The sequence below is a fragment of the Streptomyces azureus genome, assembly GCF_001270025.1.
Lineage (GTDB): Bacteria > Actinomycetota > Actinomycetes > Streptomycetales > Streptomycetaceae > Streptomyces > Streptomyces azureus.
Window position 1 is genome coordinate 17,575 of record NZ_DF968254.1, and the last position, 19,730, is coordinate 37,304.

Annotated in this window: 13 protein-coding genes and 1 pseudogene; 11 read left to right on the forward strand and 3 right to left on the reverse strand. The window is 71.1% G+C overall.

The genetic code is table 11. The features are described 5' to 3' along the window. Positions 1-76: 76 nt before the first annotated feature. The 7 genes from AOQ53_RS14215 (at position 77) to AOQ53_RS14245 (ending at position 11,800) form a co-directional block, all read left to right on the forward strand. A complete protein-coding gene (locus AOQ53_RS14215; RefSeq protein WP_059417408.1) occupies positions 77-2,020 on the forward strand; it encodes a DUF4192 domain-containing protein in 1,944 nt (647 codons plus the stop codon). A gap of 692 nt (positions 2,021-2,712) precedes the next feature. Continuing rightward, a complete protein-coding gene (locus tag AOQ53_RS14220; RefSeq protein ID WP_059417409.1) occupies positions 2,713-4,581 on the forward strand; it encodes a glycogen debranching N-terminal domain-containing protein in 1,869 nt (622 codons plus the stop codon). 130 nt (positions 4,582-4,711) lie between these two features. Then, positions 4,712-5,470, forward strand: coding sequence for an NUDIX hydrolase (locus AOQ53_RS14225; protein WP_010034909.1), 759 nt, complete (start codon positions 4,712-4,714; stop codon positions 5,468-5,470). Positions 5,471-5,581: 111 nt separating this feature from the next. After that, positions 5,582-7,819 (forward strand): ABC transporter ATP-binding protein, encoded by a 2,238-nt coding sequence (locus AOQ53_RS14230; protein ID WP_059417410.1) that lies wholly within the window; start codon positions 5,582-5,584, stop codon positions 7,817-7,819. Between the two features lie 161 nt (positions 7,820-7,980). Continuing rightward, on the forward strand, positions 7,981-8,868 hold the full coding sequence (locus AOQ53_RS14235; protein ID WP_078945307.1) for a FadR/GntR family transcriptional regulator: 888 nt from the start codon (positions 7,981-7,983) through the stop codon (positions 8,866-8,868). Positions 8,869-9,294: 426 nt separating this feature from the next. Next, positions 9,295-10,827 (forward strand): RNA polymerase sigma factor, encoded by a 1,533-nt coding sequence (locus tag AOQ53_RS14240; RefSeq protein ID WP_059417488.1) that lies wholly within the window; start codon positions 9,295-9,297, stop codon positions 10,825-10,827. 136 nt (positions 10,828-10,963) lie between these two features. After that, on the forward strand, positions 10,964-11,800 hold the full coding sequence (locus AOQ53_RS14245; RefSeq protein WP_059417412.1) for a S1 family peptidase: 837 nt from the start codon (positions 10,964-10,966) through the stop codon (positions 11,798-11,800). 167 nt (positions 11,801-11,967) lie between these two features. On the opposite strand, the gene AOQ53_RS14250 is transcribed toward AOQ53_RS14245, so the two are convergent. After that, the gene (locus tag AOQ53_RS14250; RefSeq protein ID WP_059417413.1) at positions 11,968-12,201 is read right to left on the reverse strand and encodes a DUF7455 domain-containing protein; all 234 of its coding nucleotides are present in this window, start codon (positions 12,199-12,201) and stop codon (positions 11,968-11,970) included. A gap of 441 nt (positions 12,202-12,642) precedes the next feature. Here AOQ53_RS14250 and AOQ53_RS14255 point away from each other — a divergent pair, with 441 nt between their 5' ends. From AOQ53_RS14255 to AOQ53_RS14265, 4 genes and pseudogenes are all read left to right on the forward strand, one after another. After that, positions 12,643-14,766 (forward strand): DNA gyrase/topoisomerase IV subunit B, encoded by a 2,124-nt coding sequence (locus AOQ53_RS14255; RefSeq protein WP_059417414.1) that lies wholly within the window; start codon positions 12,643-12,645, stop codon positions 14,764-14,766. A 97-nt stretch (positions 14,767-14,863) separates the two neighbouring features. Further along, positions 14,864-14,983: pseudogene (locus tag AOQ53_RS46170) on the forward strand (DNA-binding response regulator); the annotation flags it as partial. 69 nt (positions 14,984-15,052) lie between these two features. Next, the gene (locus AOQ53_RS14260; protein WP_059417415.1) at positions 15,053-15,613 is read left to right on the forward strand and encodes a DUF485 domain-containing protein; all 561 of its coding nucleotides are present in this window, start codon (positions 15,053-15,055) and stop codon (positions 15,611-15,613) included. Then, positions 15,610-17,202, forward strand: a complete 1,593-nt coding sequence (locus tag AOQ53_RS14265) for a solute symporter family protein (RefSeq protein ID WP_059417416.1) — start codon at positions 15,610-15,612, stop codon at positions 17,200-17,202. Before AOQ53_RS14260 ends, AOQ53_RS14265 begins: the two co-directional genes overlap by 4 nt. Positions 17,203-17,353: 151 nt before the next feature. On the opposite strand, the gene AOQ53_RS14270 is transcribed toward AOQ53_RS14265, so the two are convergent. Together AOQ53_RS14270 and AOQ53_RS14275 are read right to left on the reverse strand one after the other, a co-directional pair. Next, on the reverse strand, positions 17,354-18,034 hold the full coding sequence (locus AOQ53_RS14270; protein WP_059417417.1) for a response regulator: 681 nt from the start codon (positions 18,032-18,034) through the stop codon (positions 17,354-17,356). Beyond that, positions 18,034-19,704, reverse strand: coding sequence for a sensor histidine kinase (locus AOQ53_RS14275; RefSeq protein WP_059417418.1), 1,671 nt, complete (start codon positions 19,702-19,704; stop codon positions 18,034-18,036). Before AOQ53_RS14275 ends, AOQ53_RS14270 begins: the two co-directional genes overlap by 1 nt. Between the last annotated feature and the right edge of the window lie 26 nt (positions 19,705-19,730).

Sequence of the window (19,730 nt, forward strand, 5' to 3'; positions counted from 1 at the left end):
CTTCGAGTGACGTGTCCCTGATCGGAGTTATCCACAGGGTCAAGCGGAGCTTCGGATTCCGCGAGATCGTCTTCGCATGACGAACCACAGCGAAACGACTGGATCCTCCGAAAACGGCGACATCACCGGGCCCGACGCGCACGGCAGGCACAAGGACGGTGGGCAGGAGAAGCGGGAAAGCGACGGGACCGGGCCGCGCGTCCCCAGCCCCGCGTATGACAGCCACGGCAGCGAGCACCAGGTCACCCTGCGTACCCCGGCCGAACTGGCCGACGCCCTGCCGTATCTGCTCGGATACCGCCCCGAGGACAGCATCGTCCTGGTGGCCCTGCACGACAGGGACGGACGCGGGCGGTTCGGGGGCCGGGCCCGGCTCGGCATCCCCGCGAACGCGGACGACTGGCCGTCAGCGGCCCGGCAACTGGCCCACGGCCTGGTGACGGGCAGCGAGCGCCGAGGGGCCCGTCCCGAGTCGATGGTCGCCTTCCTCTGCCAGGAACCGGAGAAGGGCGAGTCCGGCCGACAGGTCATGGAGCGGCTGAGGCCGCTGGCCCACAAGCTGCGTGTGGAGTGCGGTTCCCTGGACGTGACGGTGGTCGAGGCGCTGTGCATCTCCGACGGCCGTTACTGGTCGTACTGCTGTGACAACGCGACATGCTGCTCGCCCGAGGGAGCCCTCATGGGCCTGCCGGGCACATCGGTGCTGGCCGCCGCTGCCACCTACGCGGGGATCCAGGTACGCGGCACGCTGCGGGAGCTGCGGGCCCGGCTGCTGCCCTGGGAGAACGCCGCCGCTCTCGAGCAGGAGACCGCCCTGGACGCCGCCAGCCTCGCGCTGGTCCCGAAGATCCTGGACGACGCCGGCCGTGCCGAGGTGGCCGACGAGACACTGGAACTGGCCGGGCGGATCCTGGACCGCTTCGCCGAGGCGCAGCCCGTCTCCGGCATGCTCCTGGCGGATCTCCGCGACGACGAACTTCTCCGGCACGATGAGGCAGCCCGGCTGATCCTCGGCCTCCAGGACCGCGCGACCCGTGACCGCGCGGCCGAGTGGATGGAGGGCGAAGAGGCCGGACGCGCCCTGCGCCTGTGGCGGTCGCTGGCCCGCCGCTGCGTCGGACCCTACGGCGAGCACGCCGCTGCTCCCCTCACCCTCGCCGGCTGGGTCGCATGGTCCACCGGCGACGAACTGGAGGCCCGGGAAGCCCTCGCCATGGCCCTGAGCGCGGATCCCGACTATCTCTTCGCCCGTCTCCTGCACCAGGCCTGCAACGAGGGCCTTGACCCGGAGTCGATCCGTAGCTGCCTGCGCGCGGAGCGCGAAGACCGGGGGCACCCGGGAGCTGCCGGTTCGGATGCTCCGGCCGTCGGCTCGGACGCTCGGGCCGACGGCTTGGATGCCCGGGCGGGCGGCTTCTCGGCCCAGGCGGACGAACATGTCGAGCGGGCGGGCGGCTCCTCGGCCCAGGCGGACGAGTGTGTCGGGCGGGCGCGCGGTTTCCTGGCTGGGGCGGAGGACTCTGTCGAGCGGGTGGGCAGCTCCCCGGCCAGGCCGGACGACTCCGCCGGGCGGGTGGACAGCTCCGTCGCGCAGAAGGCCAGCTCTCCGGCTCGGCCGGACATCGACGAGGTCGCCACGGGTGAGGCAGCCGCACCCGAGTTCGGGCCGGAGTCAGCACCGGCTTCCACAGCGGTGCCTTCACGCCGTCGACGCCGTACCCGTTCCGCTCGGTCCGCCGGTGCCGCCGGCGCGGCCCCGAGCGGTGCCCGTGCAGGAGCACGCGTCCCGAGCGCGCGGGCGCCCCGTCGGCGTACTCCGACGGGCACCACGCGCCCTACCGGTGCCGTGGAAACCGGCACGCGCACCGGCCGAGCGACCGCGGGTGCTGCGCGGTCCGGCAGCGCACACCTGGGCGGCACGCGTGCGCGTACGTCGCGGAAGGCGGCCATGCCGTGCCGGGACACGAGCCAGGAAGGCGTACAGCCCGGCCAGGGCACGGAGACGGAGGGGGAGGAGTGAGTGTCCTCCTGGCGGCCTCAACGCGCCCGGGTCGGGGACGCGAACGTGACCCGGAGGAGGTTCACGCCGTTCACCTGAGTGGCGGAACGCCTGGACGGGGCGTGACGCCGCACTGCCCCTGCTCCGTCGGAGCCCTCCGGCACCGGCGCCGAACTCGATCGAGGCGCACAGAGCGCAGAGGAAGCCTCTCCATGCATCAGCCGACTCCGCCCTCCTCCACCGCCGACGACCGCCACGCCCCGGGCGGGCCCCCGCCGCCCCGAGGGTCGGGCCCCGGCCCTGGCGCCGGCCTGCCCGGGGCCGGGGCCGGAGCTCCACGGTTGGGGGACCAAGACGCCGCTCCGCGGCCGGCGGCACGTGTCGACGGACTCGGGCCCAGGTTCCCCGGAGGTGCCTCGCCCGCCTCGCTGCCCACCGGTCAGGGCTCCTGTCCGACCTCGACACCGGACCGGGGCCGTTCGTCCCCCCATGGGGCGGGCCGGAGTCGTCCTCCTGGTGCCGCGTCGGGGTACGGCTCGCCCCCGCCGCCCTTGCCCCAGAGCCGGGGCCCGTCCTCCCCGGGGCAGCCCGCCGGGCCTCCCCGGGGCGCCACGATCCCCGGACTGCGCTGGTCTGCCGACCTGCCGCCCGCCCACACCATGATGATCTGCGTCGCGCTTCCCGGTCTGGCCATCTCGACGGAGGGAGGGCAGATGACCGGCCGGGGACTGGAAGGCTTCTATCGCGCCGGCCGGCGCGTGCTCTCCCGGTGCGAGATCCGCGTGGCCGGGCGGGAACCGCTCGCCGTGCAGGCCCGCATGGCTGCCGCCGACCGCGCCAGGTTCGTGGGCACTCTCCGCACGTCACCGCAGGCAGGCCCGGACCCGGACGTGGTCGTGGAACGCAACCGTCTCGCGGACGGCACGGAGCGGATCACCTTCCACAGCGCGGCACCCCGTCCGCTGCGTCTGCCGGTCGAGGTGTCCCTGGGCACGGACCTGGCCGACCTCGGGTCGATCGCCTCGGGCCGCGCCGGACCCGAACTCCCCGCCAGCGTCCACGACTCCGGCCTGCGCTGGTCCTGCGCCACAGGCAATGCGTCCGTCACGGCCGCACCCCCTCCCTCGGACGCCCTGGCCTCGGCCGGGCTGCTGCGGTGGGAGCTCGACCTGCCGCCGGGCGGCAGCACAAGCGTGGAACTGCGGGTGCGGCCGGACGGTGCCGGTCCCCTCCGAGCCGTGGGCCGCGCGGCGACCAGCCCCCTTGCCGCCGCACGAGCCGAAGGCGACGACCCCAGAGTCCCCGCACTCCTGAGAACGAGCATCGAAGACCTCCAGGCCCTCCTGCTGCGTGATTCCGCGAACCCCGCCGACACCCACCTCGCGGCCGGCGCACCCTGGCGCTGCGGTCTGGCCCCCGCCGACGCGCTCGTGGCCGCCCGGATGGCCCTGCCCCTCGGTACGGGCCTGGCAGCGGGGACGCTGCGGATCCTCGCCCGTACCCAACTCACCGGCCCGGGAGCACAGTCCGGGATGATCCCCGGCCCGAGACGGGACGCAGGGCCGCACCTTCCGCCGCAGTGCACCGGCACGGAGGCCACGCTGCTCTTCCCCGCGCTGCTCGCCGAGGCCCGCCGCTGGGGCCTCGGCGAGCAGGAGACGGAGGAACTGCTGCCCGCCGCCGAGCGCTGTCTGACCTGGCTGCGAACCACCGCGGGCGACGACACGTACCTGCGCGACCTCCACGCCGGCGATCCCGTCCGCTGCGAGACACAGGCGCACGCCCACCGTGCCGCGCTCCTCGGCGCCGATCTGCTCGACGCCTGCGGCCGCACGGGCGGAGCGGCACTCCGGCAGTGGGCGCAGGCCTTGAGGACCGCCTTCCGCAGAGACTTCTGGGTCGACGACCTCGGGGGCGGCAGGCCCGCGGCAGCCCGTGCACCGGACGGCAGGCCCGTGCCTCATCTGGGCGCGGCCGCCGTCCACCTCCTCGACACCGGCCTGCTGGGCGAAGGCGCCTCGGCACCCGGCCTGCTCGACAAGGTTCAGACCGAGAACCTCGCCCGGCTGCTCGGCAGCCCTGTCATGGACTCGGGCTGGGGCCTGCGCGGACTTGGCGCGAAGGAACCGGGATTCAATCCGTTCGGCCACCGCGCCGGGGCCGTACGGGTCCAGGAGACCGCACTCGCAGTCGCGGGCCTGGCCGCCGCCGGCTACGAGAAGGAGGCGACCTCGCTGCTGCGCGGCGTACTCGCGGCCGCCGAGACCTTCGCCCACCGGCTGCCTGACATGTACGCGGGGGAACGGCGCACCGAGGGGAGCGCTCCCCTCCCGCACCCGGCGGCTTGCCGCCCGGCAGCCACGTCAGCGGCTGCCGGAGTGCTGCTGCTGACCACGCTCGTCGGCATCCTCCCCGACGCCCCGGCCGGGACGGTCACCCTGCGCCCCATGCGCAGCGCGCCCCTGGGCGAGATCGGTTTCACGGGACTGCGGATCGCGGGCGCCCTGTTCTCCGTGCGGGTCAGCCGGCTCGGCCTCGCCATGGTCGAGGAAGCGGCCGACGGACTCCAACTGGGCGTGTGACCTGGTACGACGTTCAACCGTCGGGCAACCCGGCCGGCCAGCGGAGTCCATATCCGACGGAAGTGGATCAGTCGCCGATGTGACCGGCGAAAGGAGTGCTTATCGTCAGGCAGACGACTATGATCGCCGCATGCCCTACGACCCGTCAGCGTTTCCGCCCTTTGCCGTCACCGTGGACCTGGTCGTGCTGACCGTGCGCCGCCATGCCTTGTGCGCGCTGGCGGTACGCAGGGGCGAACCGCCCTTCCAGGGGCGTTGGGCGCTCCCGGGCGGTTTCGTACGGGCCGACGAGGACCTGGCACAGGCCGCGGCACGCGAGCTGGCCGAAGAGACCGGGCTGCGCGTCCACGACCCGTCCGTCCCCGCCCAGGACAACGGGGCGCACCTGGAACAGCTCGCCACCTACGGCGACCCAAAGCGTGACCCCAGGATGCGGGTCGTCAGTGTCGCCCACCTGGCACTCGCCCCCGACCTGCCCGCGCCCAGGGCAGGCGGCGACGCCAGCAACGCGCGCTGGGCTCCGGTGGAGGAACTGTTGCGACAGGGCGGCTACGGGCGGGACGCCGAGCCGGTCGCGCCGCTCGCCTTCGACCACGCGCAGATCCTGTCGGACGGTGTGGAGCGTGCTCGCTCCAAGATCGAGTACTCGTCGCTGGCCACGGCCTTCTGTCCGCCCGAGTTCACCGTCGGAGAGCTGCGCCGTGTCTACGAGGCGGTGTGGGGCGTGGCGCTCGACCCGCGCAACTTCCACCGCAAGGTCACGGGCACACCGGGCTTCCTCGTCCCCACCGGAGGGACGACCACCCGCCAGGGCGGCCGCCCGGCTCAGCTGTTCCGTGCCGGTGGCGCGACTCTGCTCAACCCCCCGATGCTGCGCCCCGAGGTGTGACGCCAGGTCCGGAGCGCCACGCGCCCGCTGCCCGGGCAAGGGTGATGGTGGTGCCCGAGGCAGGCCCCGGGCTGCCCGGAAAACCGGACATAGCGCGCTATCTTGCTGCGGGTGATCCAGGCCTTCGGACTGACCAGCAGCCCCCGCAAAGAGCTTCCGCCCGCAGCCGACGACGTCTCCTTCGAGGCGCGAGCGGGCCGCGTCACCGTGCTGCTCGGGGCACCGGGCGCCGGTAAGACGACAGTCCTCAGACTCATGCTGGAACTCCAACAGGGCCGTGGCGTCACCTACTTCCGGGGCCGCCCCCTGCACCGCATCGCCCATCCCTCGCGCGAGGTCGGTGTGCTGCTGGGCGACGTGCCGGGACACCCGGCCCGCACGGTCCGCGGTCATCTGCGCATGCTGTGTGCCGCCGCAGGGGTCCCGGTCCGGCGCGCCGACGAAGTGCTCGAGGCGGTCGGGCTCGTGAGCCTGCGCGACGAACGCCTCGGCACCCTCTCGCGCGGCATGGACCGCCGCCTGGGCCTTGCCTGCGCCCTCCTGGCCGACCCGCACACGCTCGTCCTCGACGGCCCAGCCGACGGGCTGTCCGTCCGCGAGGGCCATTGGCTGCACGGCATGCTGCGCGCCCACGCCGCCCAGGGCGGCACGGTCCTGTTCACCACGGCCGACCCCAAGGAGGCCGCGCGCACCGCCGACCGCGTCGTCACGCTGGAACAGGGCAGGCTCGTGGCCGACCAGGAAGCTGCCGAGTTCTCGCGTACCCGCCTGCGTCCCCGGGTCGCCGTACGCAGCCCGCACGCGGCCCGTCTGGCGGCCCTCCTGGCCAAGCAGGCCCGCACCGCGCAGCGCTCCGTCGAGGTCGTACGAGAAGGCGGCAACCGCCTCTCCGTGTACGGCAGTACCTGTGCGGAGATCGGCGAGACGGCGTTCCGCCACGGCATCGTCGTACATCAACTGGCCGACGAGATCGGCGACATGGGTCCCGGGGCGGGAGCAGTGCGGGCAGATGAGCCGCATGGCGGCAGCGCCCCGGGCGTGGGCAAGGCGGGACAGACGGCGGGCGGGTTGCACAGGACCGACGCAACGCGATCGTCCGCCGACACGCTCGAGCTCGTCGGCGTGGAGGCGGATTGCACGAGTGCCGAGCCGGGGCACGTCGCCGACACGCACCGGGCGACGGTTGCGCCCCAGGCCGCCAACGGTGAGCCGCGACCCACCCTCGACGCGTCGAAGCCGGCCGCGGTCACCACCGACGCGGTTACCGCTGATCCGGTCACCGCCGACCCCGTGGCCGTCGTCGTCGAGCCGTCACCCCCGGCTGAGCCGCGGCCCACCGTCGATGCGGCGAAACCAGTCGCCGACGAACCCATGCTCCCCGCCGGGCACGCGCAGCCCGCCGCGGAGCCGCACGAGCGCCCGGACACCCCCTCGGCCGGCCACCCGTCCAAGGCCGAGTCCCATCCTCAGGAAACGACGACACGCCACACGTTCCACCCCGTCGGCGCCCGCACCGCACGCACGGCCCGCACACTCGACGCGCTGCCCCCGCTGCCGCCTCCCATCTCCGTCCGCCCCGCCCCCAGCCCCCTCCGCCCCCTCCGCTACGAGATCCGCCGTGCCGCCGGAATCGGCACCGGGTTCATCACCGGGGCCGCAGTACTCGTCGTGTCCGCCGTGACCGCCGTTGTGCTCGCCCGTATCGGGCACACCCCCCAGCCGCGCCTGCTGGCCGCATGGCCACAGGAGCTGCCCCTGCCGCCCGCGGCGCTCGGCGCGGGGCTGCTCGGCGCGCTGGCCTTCGGCGACGAGTTCCGCCACCCCGCCCTGGCCGCGGACCGCGGCACCGTGCCCCGCCGGCTGGGGCTGCTGGCCGCCAAACTGCTCGTCGCCACGGCCACCGCGCTGATGCTGGCCGCCCTCACCGTCGGCTGCGACGCCGAGGTGCTCTATCTCGTCTACGGACGGGAACTCGCCCAGGTTCCCGCCGACTGGCTTTCGCTCAGTGCGAGTTGGATCGGGCTGGTGGTCGGCTGTGCCTGGGCGGGCGTTCTGGCCGCAGGCGTCTTCCGTTCCACCACGGCCGGTCTGGCCGCCGTGGCCGCCGTGCCGCTCCTCGTCGTGCCTGCGGTGCACAAGGTTCTGGAAGGGCCGTCCGTGCGGACCGCGGCGGGACTTCCCGCGCGGCTGCGCGAGGCTCTGCTGCCGCGATGGCCCTTCGGGGGAGAGCGCTACCTGGAAGCCGCACTCAGCGTGATCTCCCAACCTGTCGGCGGTGCACTGACGTTGTCGCTGACCGCACTGCTCTGCGCGTATCTGCTCACCGCATTGCGGAGCCGGTTCCGGTGACGACTGTCCGTAACCCTTAGTCCGGCCATGCGCACAACTCCCCGCAGAACGCCCATTTCTTTCCGATAAGGCGTCAATTGCGACGGGGTGAGCGATCACCCTTTCGTGTGCTTTTCACCAAAGACCTCAAGGGAGTTGGAGACGGCGCCGACAAAGGATGCGTGAGTACCCTTGCGCACACCATGATGACCGCCGCCCGCTCCGCTGACACCGGCCTCACGAGCCCGGGCGAACTCGACCGCTACCCCTACGCAGAGGCGCCCGCCGTCGACCGCGTCGGTGCCCCTGCCTGGGACGGCGGGGACTCCGAGCTGGGCCGGGTCGGCAGGCGCGCCGCGGGCAGCCGCGGACGCGGGCTGCACGGCCAACTCGTCCAGCAGTTGGGTCAGATGATCGTCTCCGGCGACCTGGGCGCCGACCGTCCACTGGTGCCCGAGGAAATCGGCCAGCGGTTCGAGGTCTCCCGCACCGTCGTCCGCGAGTCGCTCCGTGTCCTGGAGGCCAAGGGCCTGGTGAGCGCCCGCCCGAACGTCGGTACGCGCGTGCGCCCCGTCAGCGACTGGAACCTCCTCGACCCGGACATCATCGAGTGGCGGGCCTTCGGGCCGCAGCGCGACGACCAGCGTCGCGAGCTGAGCGAGCTGCGCTGGACGATCGAGCCGCTCGCCGCCCGCCTCGCCGCCGGGCACGGGCGCGAGGACGTCCAGCAGCGCCTGGCGGACATGGTCGAGATCATGGGGCACGCGATGGCCCAAGGTGATGCGCTCACCTTCTCCCGCGCCGACTCCGAGTTCCACTCGCTGCTCATCCAGGTCGCCGGCAACCGCATGCTGGAGCACCTCTCCGGGATCGTGTCCGCGGCCCTCCAGGTCTCCGGCGGTCCGATCGCGGGCTGTGACCGGCCGACCGAGGCGTCGCTGGCGCACCACGGCCGCATCTGTGACGCCCTCGCCGCCGGCGACGGGGCCGCGGCCGAGGCGGCGATGCGGCAACTTCTCACGGTCCACCCCGAGGTGGAACGCGTGGTGCCCGCTCCGCGCGAGCACTGACCGCGTTCCGCGGGCGGCGCGGCCGGGTCTGCCACCCCCCTCCTGTGGCAGTGTCCGTTCGGTGAACCGCCTCCCGTCGGACCCCGCGGGATCCTCGTGATCCCGCGGGGTCCGACGGCGCGAAGGGGCCGCAGATCCGTCGGAGCGGCCGGTTAACGGCCAGGTGTGACCTCCTTTGTTTTGGTCTGACCGCTTTTGTTCGCTTACGGGGTGTGACTCGGGCCACGCGAATTGGGCGTAACGCTCGCGGGAAGAACGCGATGACCTAAGAGGTGACAGCCGCGGAGGGAATACGGACGCCGTTCATGGCGCTGTGCATCTTCCCGGCCCCCGCCCGCGCCGTCGGCCCACCCCAAGCCGGCGGTCGGCTCCTGTCCACTGTGGACGGGGCCGGAAGCCGTTTTCCAACGTTCCGAGAGGTTGTTCGTGTCGGCCAGCACATCCCGTACGCTCCCGCCGGAGATCGCCGAGTCCGTCTCTGTCATGGCTCTCATTGAGCGGGGAAAGGCTGAGGGGCAGATCGCCGGCGATGACGTGCGTCGGGCCTTCGAAGCTGACCAGATTCCGGCCACTCAGTGGAAGAACGTACTGCGCAGCCTCAACCAGATCCTCGAGGAAGAGGGTGTGACGCTGATGGTCAGTGCCGCAGAGCCCAAGCGCACCCGCAAGAGCGTCGCAGCGAAGAGTCCCGCCAAGCGCACCGCCACCAAGGCGGTCGCGGCCAAGGCGGTGACCACCAGGAAGACCACCGCCACGCCGGCGGCGCCCACAGCCGAGCCCGCCGCCGAGGAAGAGGCACCCGCCAAGAAGGCAGCTGCCAAGAAGACGACCGCGAAGAAGGCGGCCGCGAAGAAGGCGCCTGCCAAGAAGGCCGCGGCGAAGAAGACCAGCGCCAAGAAGGACGACGTCGAGCTTCTCGAAGAGGAGGTGCTCGAGGAGGCCGCTCCCGGCAAGGCCGGCGAGGAGCCCGAGGCTACGGAGAACGCCGGCTTCGTGCTGTCCGACGACGACGAGGACGACGCGCCCGCCCAGCAGGTCGCCGCCGCCGGTGCCACCGCCGACCCGGTCAAGGACTACCTCAAGCAGATCGGCAAGGTCCCGCTGCTCAACGCCGAGCAGGAGGTCGAGCTCGCCAAGCGCATCGAGGCCGGTCTGTTCGCCGAGGACAAGCTGGCCAACGCCGACAAGCTCGCGCCGAAGCTCAAGCGTGAGCTGGAGATCATCGCCGAGGACGGCCGCCGCGCCAAGAACCACCTCCTGGAGGCCAACCTCCGTCTGGTGGTCTCCCTGGCCAAGCGCTACACCGGCCGCGGCATGCTCTTCCTGGACCTCATCCAGGAAGGCAACCTCGGTCTGATCCGCGCGGTCGAGAAGTTCGACTACACCAAGGGCTACAAGTTCTCCACGTACGCCACTTGGTGGATCCGTCAGGCGATCACGCGAGCCATGGCCGACCAGGCCCGCACCATCCGTATCCCGGTGCACATGGTCGAGGTCATCAACAAGCTCGCGCGCGTGCAGCGCCAGATGCTCCAGGACCTGGGCCGCGAGCCCACCCCGGAGGAGCTGGCCAAGGAACTCGACATGACCCCTGAGAAGGTCATCGAGGTCCAGAAGTACGGCCGTGAGCCCATTTCGCTGCACACCCCGCTGGGTGAAGACGGCGACAGCGAGTTCGGTGACCTCATCGAGGACTCCGAGGCGGTGGTCCCGGCCGACGCGGTCAGCTTCACGCTCCTCCAGGAGCAGCTGCACTCCGTCCTGGACACCCTGTCCGAGCGCGAGGCGGGCGTCGTCTCGATGCGCTTCGGTCTCACCGACGGTCAGCCGAAGACCCTCGACGAGATCGGCAAGGTCTACGGCGTCACGCGTGAGCGGATCCGCCAGATCGAGTCCAAGACCATGTCGAAGCTGCGCCACCCGTCCCGTTCGCAGGTGCTGCGCGACTACCTCGACTAGTCGTCACGGTCGTACGACGCCGAAGGCCCGGTCCCTCAGGGGGACCGGGCCTTCGGCATTCCCCTCCGCGGGTGCGGGCCGCCACCGGGTGAATCACTCTGGGTGTCTCGTCGGCATCACGGAGTGAGGAGTTTGTATGCGTCGTCGCTGTGCCCGAGCCCTGGCCCGACCGCTGGTCCTGGCGGTCGCGGTATTCGCCCTGTCAGTGGGTCTCGGTGGCCCTGTGGCCGCCGACCGGGTCGTCATAGGGGGATTCCCCGTCGACGCGTCGGAGAGCCCGTGGACGGTGGCCCTGTCCAGTCGTGACCGGTTCGGGGGTACGCGCGCGGGGCAATTCTGCGGTGGTGTGGCGGTCGGCCGCAGCACTGTGCTCACCGCGGCCCACTGCTTGGACAAGGAGGTCCTGGGCGGGCCGCCGGAGCGCGTACCCGATCTCAGGGTCATAGCGGGGCGCACGGACCTGCTCTCGGACCGCGGTGGCCGGGAGGTCGCGGTCCGACAGACCTGGGTGAACCCGGCCTACGACGGCGTCAGCAACGTCGGAGATTTCGCCGTGCTCACCCTGGCCGAGCCTCTCCCCGCCGACTCTGTCATCGGCATGGCGGCCGACGGTGACCCCGCGTACGCCGTGGGCGAAGCCGCGACGGTGTACGGATGGGGCGATGTCTCGGGTGCCGGGGAGTACCCGAACGGTCTTCGGGCGGCACGCGTGCGTGTGCTCCCCGACGCTCTCTGTGAGGAGGCGTATCCGGGAGGCGAGGGCGGCGTCTACGACGCCAGGAGCATGCTGTGCGCCGGAGAAGCGAAAGGGGGCCGGGACGCCTGTCAGGGCGACAGCGGGGGGCCGCTGGTGGCCCAGGGGCGGTTGATCGGCCTCGTGTCCTGGGGGATCGGCTGCGGTAGGGCCGACAGCCCCGGCGTGTACATGCGTGTGTCCGACATCATGCGCACGCTCGGCTGGGCACACACGTGAGGATCATGCGAAAGCTCGGCCGACGCGGCGTGAAGAAACCGCGTGGTGGGCGTCCGGGGGAGCCTGAGTGGGCTCGCGAGGATGAGGACGGGCGGCTGCCTCCGTAGCGGAGGCAGCCGCCCGTTCACCGGCCTATGCCGTGCTGGCTCGTCGTCGGACGCGAGGTGTCAGCGCTCTTCTTCGGAGGCGGCAGTCGCGGGAGCGGACGTCAGCCGCTCCGTCTCGTCCTGTATCTCAGCGGCGATCTTCTTGAGTTCCGGCTCGAACTTGCGCCCGTGGTGGGCACAGAAGAGCAGTTCTCCGCCGCTGAGCAGGACGACGCGCAGGTACGCCTGGGCGCCGCAGCGGTCGCAGCGATCAGCGGCCGTCAACTGGCTCGCAGGGGTCAGAACAGTAGTCACGTCGCCTCTTCTCTAGCTCGACGAGCTGTCGTACCAGGGTCAACATCCAACCAGCCCCAAAACGTTCCCGCTCGTGGCTTTTCCTCGAAAGAATCTTTGCGAGGCGGCTGTCTGCTGCCGGTTGGCGGCGAATGTGCCGTATTGCGTGTCTATGTGTCTTACGGAGCTTCGCGTTGTATCGGTGGTCGGTCCTCCGGCTGGGTTGCCGGTTGTTCATGAGGACGTGCCCGGAGCCTAAATGGTTCATGCCTGGAAGGGAACGTGATGTGTGCTTCACTCCAACGGGGGATCGAACATGCATGCGAGTCTGGACTAGGGTGAGCTTCCGGCGAGGGTGGCGTTACAACGGCTCTACCAGGCCTCGGTACCCTCTCACCGGTGACTGAAGCCGCGCCCTTACCCATGAGGGCCCCATCTGAAATTCAGCGAGGAGCGAACCGCGTGACCGCCGAGACGTCCGTGCCGTCCACAGCTCTGCTGGCAGGAGCAGACCGGGACGGGTCCAACTACACCGCGCGGCACCTGCTCGTCCTCGAGGGGCTCGAGGCCGTGCGGAAGCGCCCCGGTATGTATATCGGGTCGACTGACAGCCGTGGCCTGATGCACTGCCTCTGGGAGATCATCGACAACTCCGTCGACGAGGCCCTCGGCGGCTACTGCGACCACATCGAGGTCATCCTCCAGGACGACGGCTCGGTCGAGGTCCGGGACAACGGCCGGGGCATCCCGGTCGACGTCGAGCCCAAGACCGGCCTCTCCGGTGTCGAGGTCGTCATGACCAAGCTGCACGCCGGCGGCAAGTTCGGCGGCGGCTCGTACGCCGCCTCCGGCGGTCTGCACGGCGTCGGCGCCTCCGTGGTGAACGCCCTGTCCGCCCGTCTGGACATCGAGGTGGACCGCGGTGGACACACCCACGCGATCAGCTTCCGGCGTGGCGTCCCCGGCGCTTTCGCGGGGAACGGCCCGGACGCCAAGTTCGAGGCGAAGAGCGGCCTGCGCAAGGCCAAGAAGATCCCGAAGACCCGCACCGGCACGCGCGTGCGGTACTGGGCCGACCGGCAGATCTTCCTCAAGGACGCCAAGCTCTCCCTGGAGAACCTGCACCAGCGCGCCCGCCAGACCGCGTTCCTGGTGCCCGGCCTGACCATCGTCGTGCGCGACGAGTACGGGCTTGGCGAAGGCGGCAGCAAGGGCGAGGAGTCCTTCCGTTTCGACGGCGGAATCAGCGAGTTCTGCGAGTACCTGGCGAACGACAAGCCGATCTGCGACGTCCTCCGCTTCTCCGGATCAGGCTCCTTCAAGGAGACCGTCCCGGTCCTGGACGACCACGGCCAGATGACGCCCACCGAGGTCACCCGCGAACTCGGCGTGGACGTCGCGCTGCGCTGGGGGACCGGCTACGACACCACCCTGCGCTCCTTCGTCAACATCATCGCGACCCCCAAGGGCGGTACGCACGTCGCCGGCTTCGAGCAGGCCGTCGCCAAGACGATGAACGAGGTGCTGCGCGCCAAGAAGCTCCTGCGCGTCGCCGAGGACGACATCGTCAAGGACGACGCCCTGGAGGGCCTGACCGCGGTCGTCACCGTCCGTCTCGCCGAGCCGCAGTTCGAGGGCCAGACCAAGGAGGTCCTCGGGACCTCGGCGGCCCGCCGTATCGTGAACAACGTGGTCACCAAGGAACTCAAGGCGTTCCTGACGTCCACGAAGCGGGACGCCGCCCAGCAGGCCCGCGTGGTCATGGAGAAGGCCGTCGCCGCGGCCCGTACGCGCATCGCCGCCCGGCAGCACAAGGACGCACAGCGCCGCAAGACGGCCCTGGAGTCCTCCTCGCTGCCGGCCAAGCTCGCCGACTGCCGTAGCGACGACGTCGACCGCAGCGAGCTGTTCATCGTCGAGGGCGACTCCGCGCTCGGTACGGCCAAGCTCGCCCGGAACTCCGAGTTCCAGGCGCTGCTGCCGATCCGGGGCAAGATCCTCAACGTCCAGAAGTCCTCCGTGACGGACATGCTCAAGAACGCCGAGTGCGGCGCGATCATCCAGGTCATAGGAGCCGGGTCGGGCCGCACCTTCGACATCGACACGGCCCGTTACGGCAAGATCATCATGATGACCGACGCCGACGTCGACGGCTCGCACATCCGCACACTGCTCCTGACCCTCTTCCACCGCTACATGCGGCCCATGGTCGAGGCCGGCCGGGTCTTCGCGGCGGTGCCGCCGCTGCACCGCATCGAGATCGTCCAGCCGAAGAAGGGCCAGGACAAGTACATCTACACATACTCGGACCGGGAACTGCGCGACAAGCTCATGGAGCTCCAGAGCAAGGGCGTCCGCTACAAGGACTCGATCCAGCGCTACAAGGGGCTCGGCGAGATGGACGCCGACCAGCTGGCCGAGACGACCATGGACCCGCGCCACCGCACTCTGCGCCGGATCAACCTCTCCGACCTCGAGGCGGCCGAGCAGGTCTTCGATCTGCTGATGGGCAACGACGTCGCGCCGCGCAAGGAGTTCATCTCCAACTCGGCGGCGACGCTGGATCGGTCGCGGATCGATGCGTAGCCGTTGCGCTGGGCTCCGGTCGGGCAGGGCTGGGCAGGGCGGGGCTGGCTGCTGGTGATCTGAGCGGGGTGGGTGCTGGTCGGGGACGGTGCCGGCCTCCACCGCGACCGTGAAGACCCACATCAACAACCTTTTCGCCAAGGCGGGGCTCAAGGACCGTGCGCAGGCGGTGGGTTACGCGTACGGAAAGGGACTGGTGCGGCCACCAGCGGGTTGAGTCACCTGATGGGGTGAAGAGGGAGAGGAAGAAGAGTCGGGGATCTTCCCGTTCTGTCCATCCTTGGGCATGCAGCCAAGCAAGGGCCGTCCCCGTAAAGACGGGGCTGGTCAGGAAAGTCCGGTCGAGCGACTCGACGGTGTCGGCCCGGTCCCGGCCGAGGAGGCCGGACACCTCAGGTACGACGATCCCTGGTACGACGCCCTCGCCTCTGGCTGGGGCGAGTCGGCGGGTGCCGGGGTGCCGGATCCGGCCGTGGTTCCGTCGGCACGCAGGGAAAGCGAGACCGGGGTCGCTGCGGCCGATGTGTATCTGGAGGTGCAGCGCAGCGAGGCTTTCCAGGAGGTGCGGCGGCGGTACCGGAGGTTCGTGGTGCCGGCCTTCGTCGCCTTCTTCGCCTGGTACGTGGGCTACGTCGTGGCTGCCACGACCGCGCCGGAGCTGATGGCCCGGCCCGTGGCGGGAGCGGTGAACGTGGCGCTGGTGGCGGGGCTCGGGCAGTTCCTGACCACATTCCTGTTCACCTGGGCGTACGCGCGCCATGCGCGGCTGCGCAGAGACCGGGCGGCGCTCGAACTGCGCTGGGACACACAGGAGCTGACGCGCGGTGTCAACGGCGGTGTCTCGTGACGGATGAACACCAGACGCTGGCGCTGCTGCTGTTCAGCGGGTTCGTCGCGGTCACGCTGGCGATCACGACCTGGGTGAGCCGCAACCGGCGCGGTTCGGCGGAGGAGTTCTACGCGGGCGGGCGGCTCTTCTCACCCATGGAGAATGGTTTTGCCATCGCCGGTGACTACATGTCGGCCGCCTCCTTCCTGGGGGTGACCGGGCTCATCGCGCTGTTTGGCTACGACGGGCTGCTGTATGTCGTCGGTTTCCTCGTGGCCTGGCTGGTGGTGCTGTTCCTCGTGGCCGAACTGGTCCGCAACTGCGGCCGGTTCACGCTCGCGGACGTCGTGGCGGCGCGGATGAGGGAGCGGCCGGTACGGATCGCGGCGGGGACGTCCTCGGTCACCGTGTCCGTTCTGTATCTGGTGGCGCAGATGGTCGGCGCGGGCAGCCTGGTGGCGCTGCTGCTCGGGGGCACGAGTGAGGCGGCGCGGGCTTGGACCGTCATCGGGGTCGGCGCGCTCATGGTGATCTATGTGTCGTTGGGAGGGATGCGGGCGACGACGTGGATCCAGATCGTCAAGGCCGTCCTGTTGCTCGGCGGCACGATCGCGCTGACGGTGCTCGTCCTGGTGCGCTTCCACGGCGACCTGGACCGGCTGCTGCTCACGGCGGCCGAGCGCAGCGGTCACGGGCAGGCGTTTCTGGCGCCCGGGCTGAAGTACGGCGGGGACTGGACCGCCCGTTTCGACTTCATCAGTCTGGGGCTTGCCCTGGTGCTGGGCACGGCCGGGCTCCCGCACATCCTGTCCCGCTTCTACACCGTGCCGACCGCGCGTGCCGCACGCCGATCGGTCGTCTGGGCCGTCGGGCTCATCGGCGGTTTCTACCTGATGACGATCGTGCTGGGATTCGGCGCGGCCGCCATTGTGGGTCCGGACGCGGTACGCGGGTCGAACGCGGCCGGGAACACGGCCGTTCCGCTGCTGGCGCTCGATCTCGGCGGTGGTGCCGGATCCACGGGTGGAACGGTTCTCTTCGCGATCGTCGCCGCGGTCGCCTTCGCCACGATCCTCGCCGTGGTCGCCGGGATCACGCTCGCGTCCTCGGCGTCGGTGGCCCACGACCTGTACGCGTCCCTGCGGCGCCGGGGCGGCAAGCCCCGTAGCGAGGTGGCCGTGGCCCGTGTCGCGGCTGGCGGTGTCGGCGTGGTGGCGATCGCTCTCGGTCTGCTGGCGCGGGACCTCAACGTCGCGTTCCTGGTGGGCCTCGCCTTCGCCGTCGCCGCGTCGGCGAACCTTCCCGTGCTGCTCTACTCCCTGTTCTGGCGCAACTTCACCACACGCGGCGCCGTGTGGGCCGTCTACGGCGGTCTGGTCCCGGCCCTGGTGCTCGTGGTGCTGTCCCCGGTGGTCTCCGGAAGCCCCGACTCGTTGTTCCCGAACGTGGACCTCCAGTACTTCCCGTTGCAGAACCCGGGCCTGCTCTCGATCCCGTTGGGCTTCCTCGCGGGCTGGCTGGGCACGGTCACCTCGGCGGAGGCCCCGGACGAGGCCAGGCACGCGGAGGCCGAGGTGCGGTCGCTGACCGGGGCGGGAGCGGCGTAGAGGCGGTGCCTTCACCGGCGTACGGTTACGGCGCCACCCACGCGTAACGGTGTTCGGGCCGACCCGTGGCGCCGTACTCACCCGGACCTACACGACGGAGTTCGCGAAGAAGGCCACGGGCTGACAGCCGAAACGGCCTCAGACTGACCGCCTAGGCGCGGGTCGCCCACACGTAACGGTGTTCCGGGCGGCCCGCGTCGCCGTACTTGAGGGTCAGCCTGGCCCGTCCCGTGCGCTCCAGGAGCTTCAGGTAGCGCTGGGCGGTCTGGCGGCTCACCCCGGTCCGCTCGGCGATCTCCTGGGCGGACAAAGGCCCGTCCGCGTTCATCAGGGACTGACGGACCAGCTCCGCGGTGGTGGGGGAGTGTCCCTTGGGCAGGTCCGGCTCGGAGGGAGCCGACAGTGCCCCGAAGATGCGGTCGACCTCGGCCTGTTCCGCCTCCCCGCCGCCGTCGAGGGTGCGGCGCAGTTCCGCGTACGCCTCCAGCTTGGAGCGCAGGCCGGCGAATGCGAACGGCTTGACCAGGTACTGCAACGCGCCGTGCCGCATCGCCGCCTGCACGGTGGAAACATCCCGGGCCGCCGTCACCATGATCACGTCGGTCTGGTGGCCGCGCCGGCGCATCTCCTGGACGACCGCGAGCCCCGTCTCGTCGGGCAGGTAGTGGTCCATGAGCACCAGGTCGAGCCGGGGCAGCGTCTCCAGCTGGCGCAGCGCGTCCGCGGCGCTGTGGGCCTCGCCGGCGACATGGAAGCCCGGCACTTTCTCGACGTAGGCGGCGTTGACCCGCGCGACCCTGGTGTCGTCGTCCACGACCAGCACCTCGATCATCAGGACTCCTCCTTGGTGGTCTGCGGAGCTGACGGTACGGTCAGGGCCGGTTCCGGGCCCGGCTCGGCCAGCGCCTCGGGCAGGACGACGGTGAACTCCGCACCCCCGCCATGAGCCTCGCCGACGGTCGCGCTGCCCCCCTGCCGCTCGGCGAGCCTGCGCACCAGGGAGAGCCCGATACCCCGCTCGCGGTGAGCGGGCGGCTTCTTCGTGGACCATCCCTCGGTGAAGATCAACTCCCGGTGCTCCGGCGGGATTCCCGGCCCCGTGTCGCGCACCCGGAGGATCGCCGTACGACCCTCGGCGCGCAGTTCGACCTCCACGCGCGAGTGCGGCTTGCCCGCGACGGCGTCGAGGGCGTTGTCCACCAGGTTGCCGACGACGGTGACGAGCCCCTGGGGGTCGATCAGCCGGTCGGGCAGCCGGGTCCGGTCCGACACCCACAGCGCGACGCCACGCTCGGCCGCGACGGTCGCCTTGCCGACCAGCAGGGCGGCGAGCAACGGGTCCTCGATCCGCTCGGTGACCTGCTCCGCGGTCGCCCGGTGATCGCCGACCACTTCGCCGACGAACTCCACGGCGTCGTCGTACATCTCCAGTTCGAGCAACCCCAGGAGCGTGTGCATACGGTTGGCGTGCTCGTGGTCCTGGGCGCGCAGGGCGTCGATCAGGCCGCGGGTGGAGTCGAGTTCGCGGCCCAGCTGCTCCAGCTCGGTGCGGTCGCGCAGGGTGGCCACGGCGCCGCCGTCGTCGGTGGGCATGCGGTTGGCGACCAGTACCCGCTGGCCGCGGACGGTGAGCAGGTCCGTGCCGGCCACGCGCCCGGCCAGCACGTCGGCCGTACGGCCCGCGCCGAGCGCCTCGTCGGGGGAACGGCCCACCACCGCGTCCCCGATGCCCAGCAGACGCTGAGCCTCGTCGTTGACGAGCCGGATGCGGCCGGTGCGGTCCAGGGCGACGACGCCCTCCCGGATGCCGTGCAGCATCGCCTCGCGTTCCGACAGGAGCGACGCGATGTCCGAGAAGGCCAAGTCCCTGGTCTGGCGATGGACCCGGCGGGAGATGAGCCACGCGGCCAGCGCGCCTACGGCCAGGGCACCTCCGGCGTACGCGAGCAGCCCCGGGATCGCATGGATCAGCCGGGCCCGGACGCTGTCGTAGGCGATGCCGACCGAGACGGCGCCGACGACCGTGCCGTCGCTGTCACGCAGCGGCACCTTGCCGCGGGCGGAGCGGCCCAGGGTGCCGCTGTCGATCTCCATGACATCCTTGCCGGCCAGGGCCTGGCCGGGGTCGGTCGAGACGATGCCGCCGATCTGATTCGGATCGGTGTGCGACCACCGCACGCCCCGCCAGTCCATCACCACGATGTACTCGGCCTTGGTGGCCTTCCGGATCCGCTCGGCCTCCTTCTGCACCGGACCGTTCGGTGAGGGAGGCGTGTCCCTCACCTCCTCCGCCAGGCCCGGCTGCTGCGCGGTGGTCTGCGCGATGGCGAGCGCTCGGCGCATCGCCTGGTCGTCCAGCTGGTTGCTCAGGGGCGCGAGGAACAGCCCGGTCGCGAGGACCGCGACTCCCGCGGCGATCGCCACTTGCATCAGCAGCACCTGCGAGAACACCCGCCGGGGCAGGCCGAGGCGCAGGCGGCGTGCGGGGGGAGTGGGGCTCATACCCAAGAAGGTACGTGGGGCCGGCT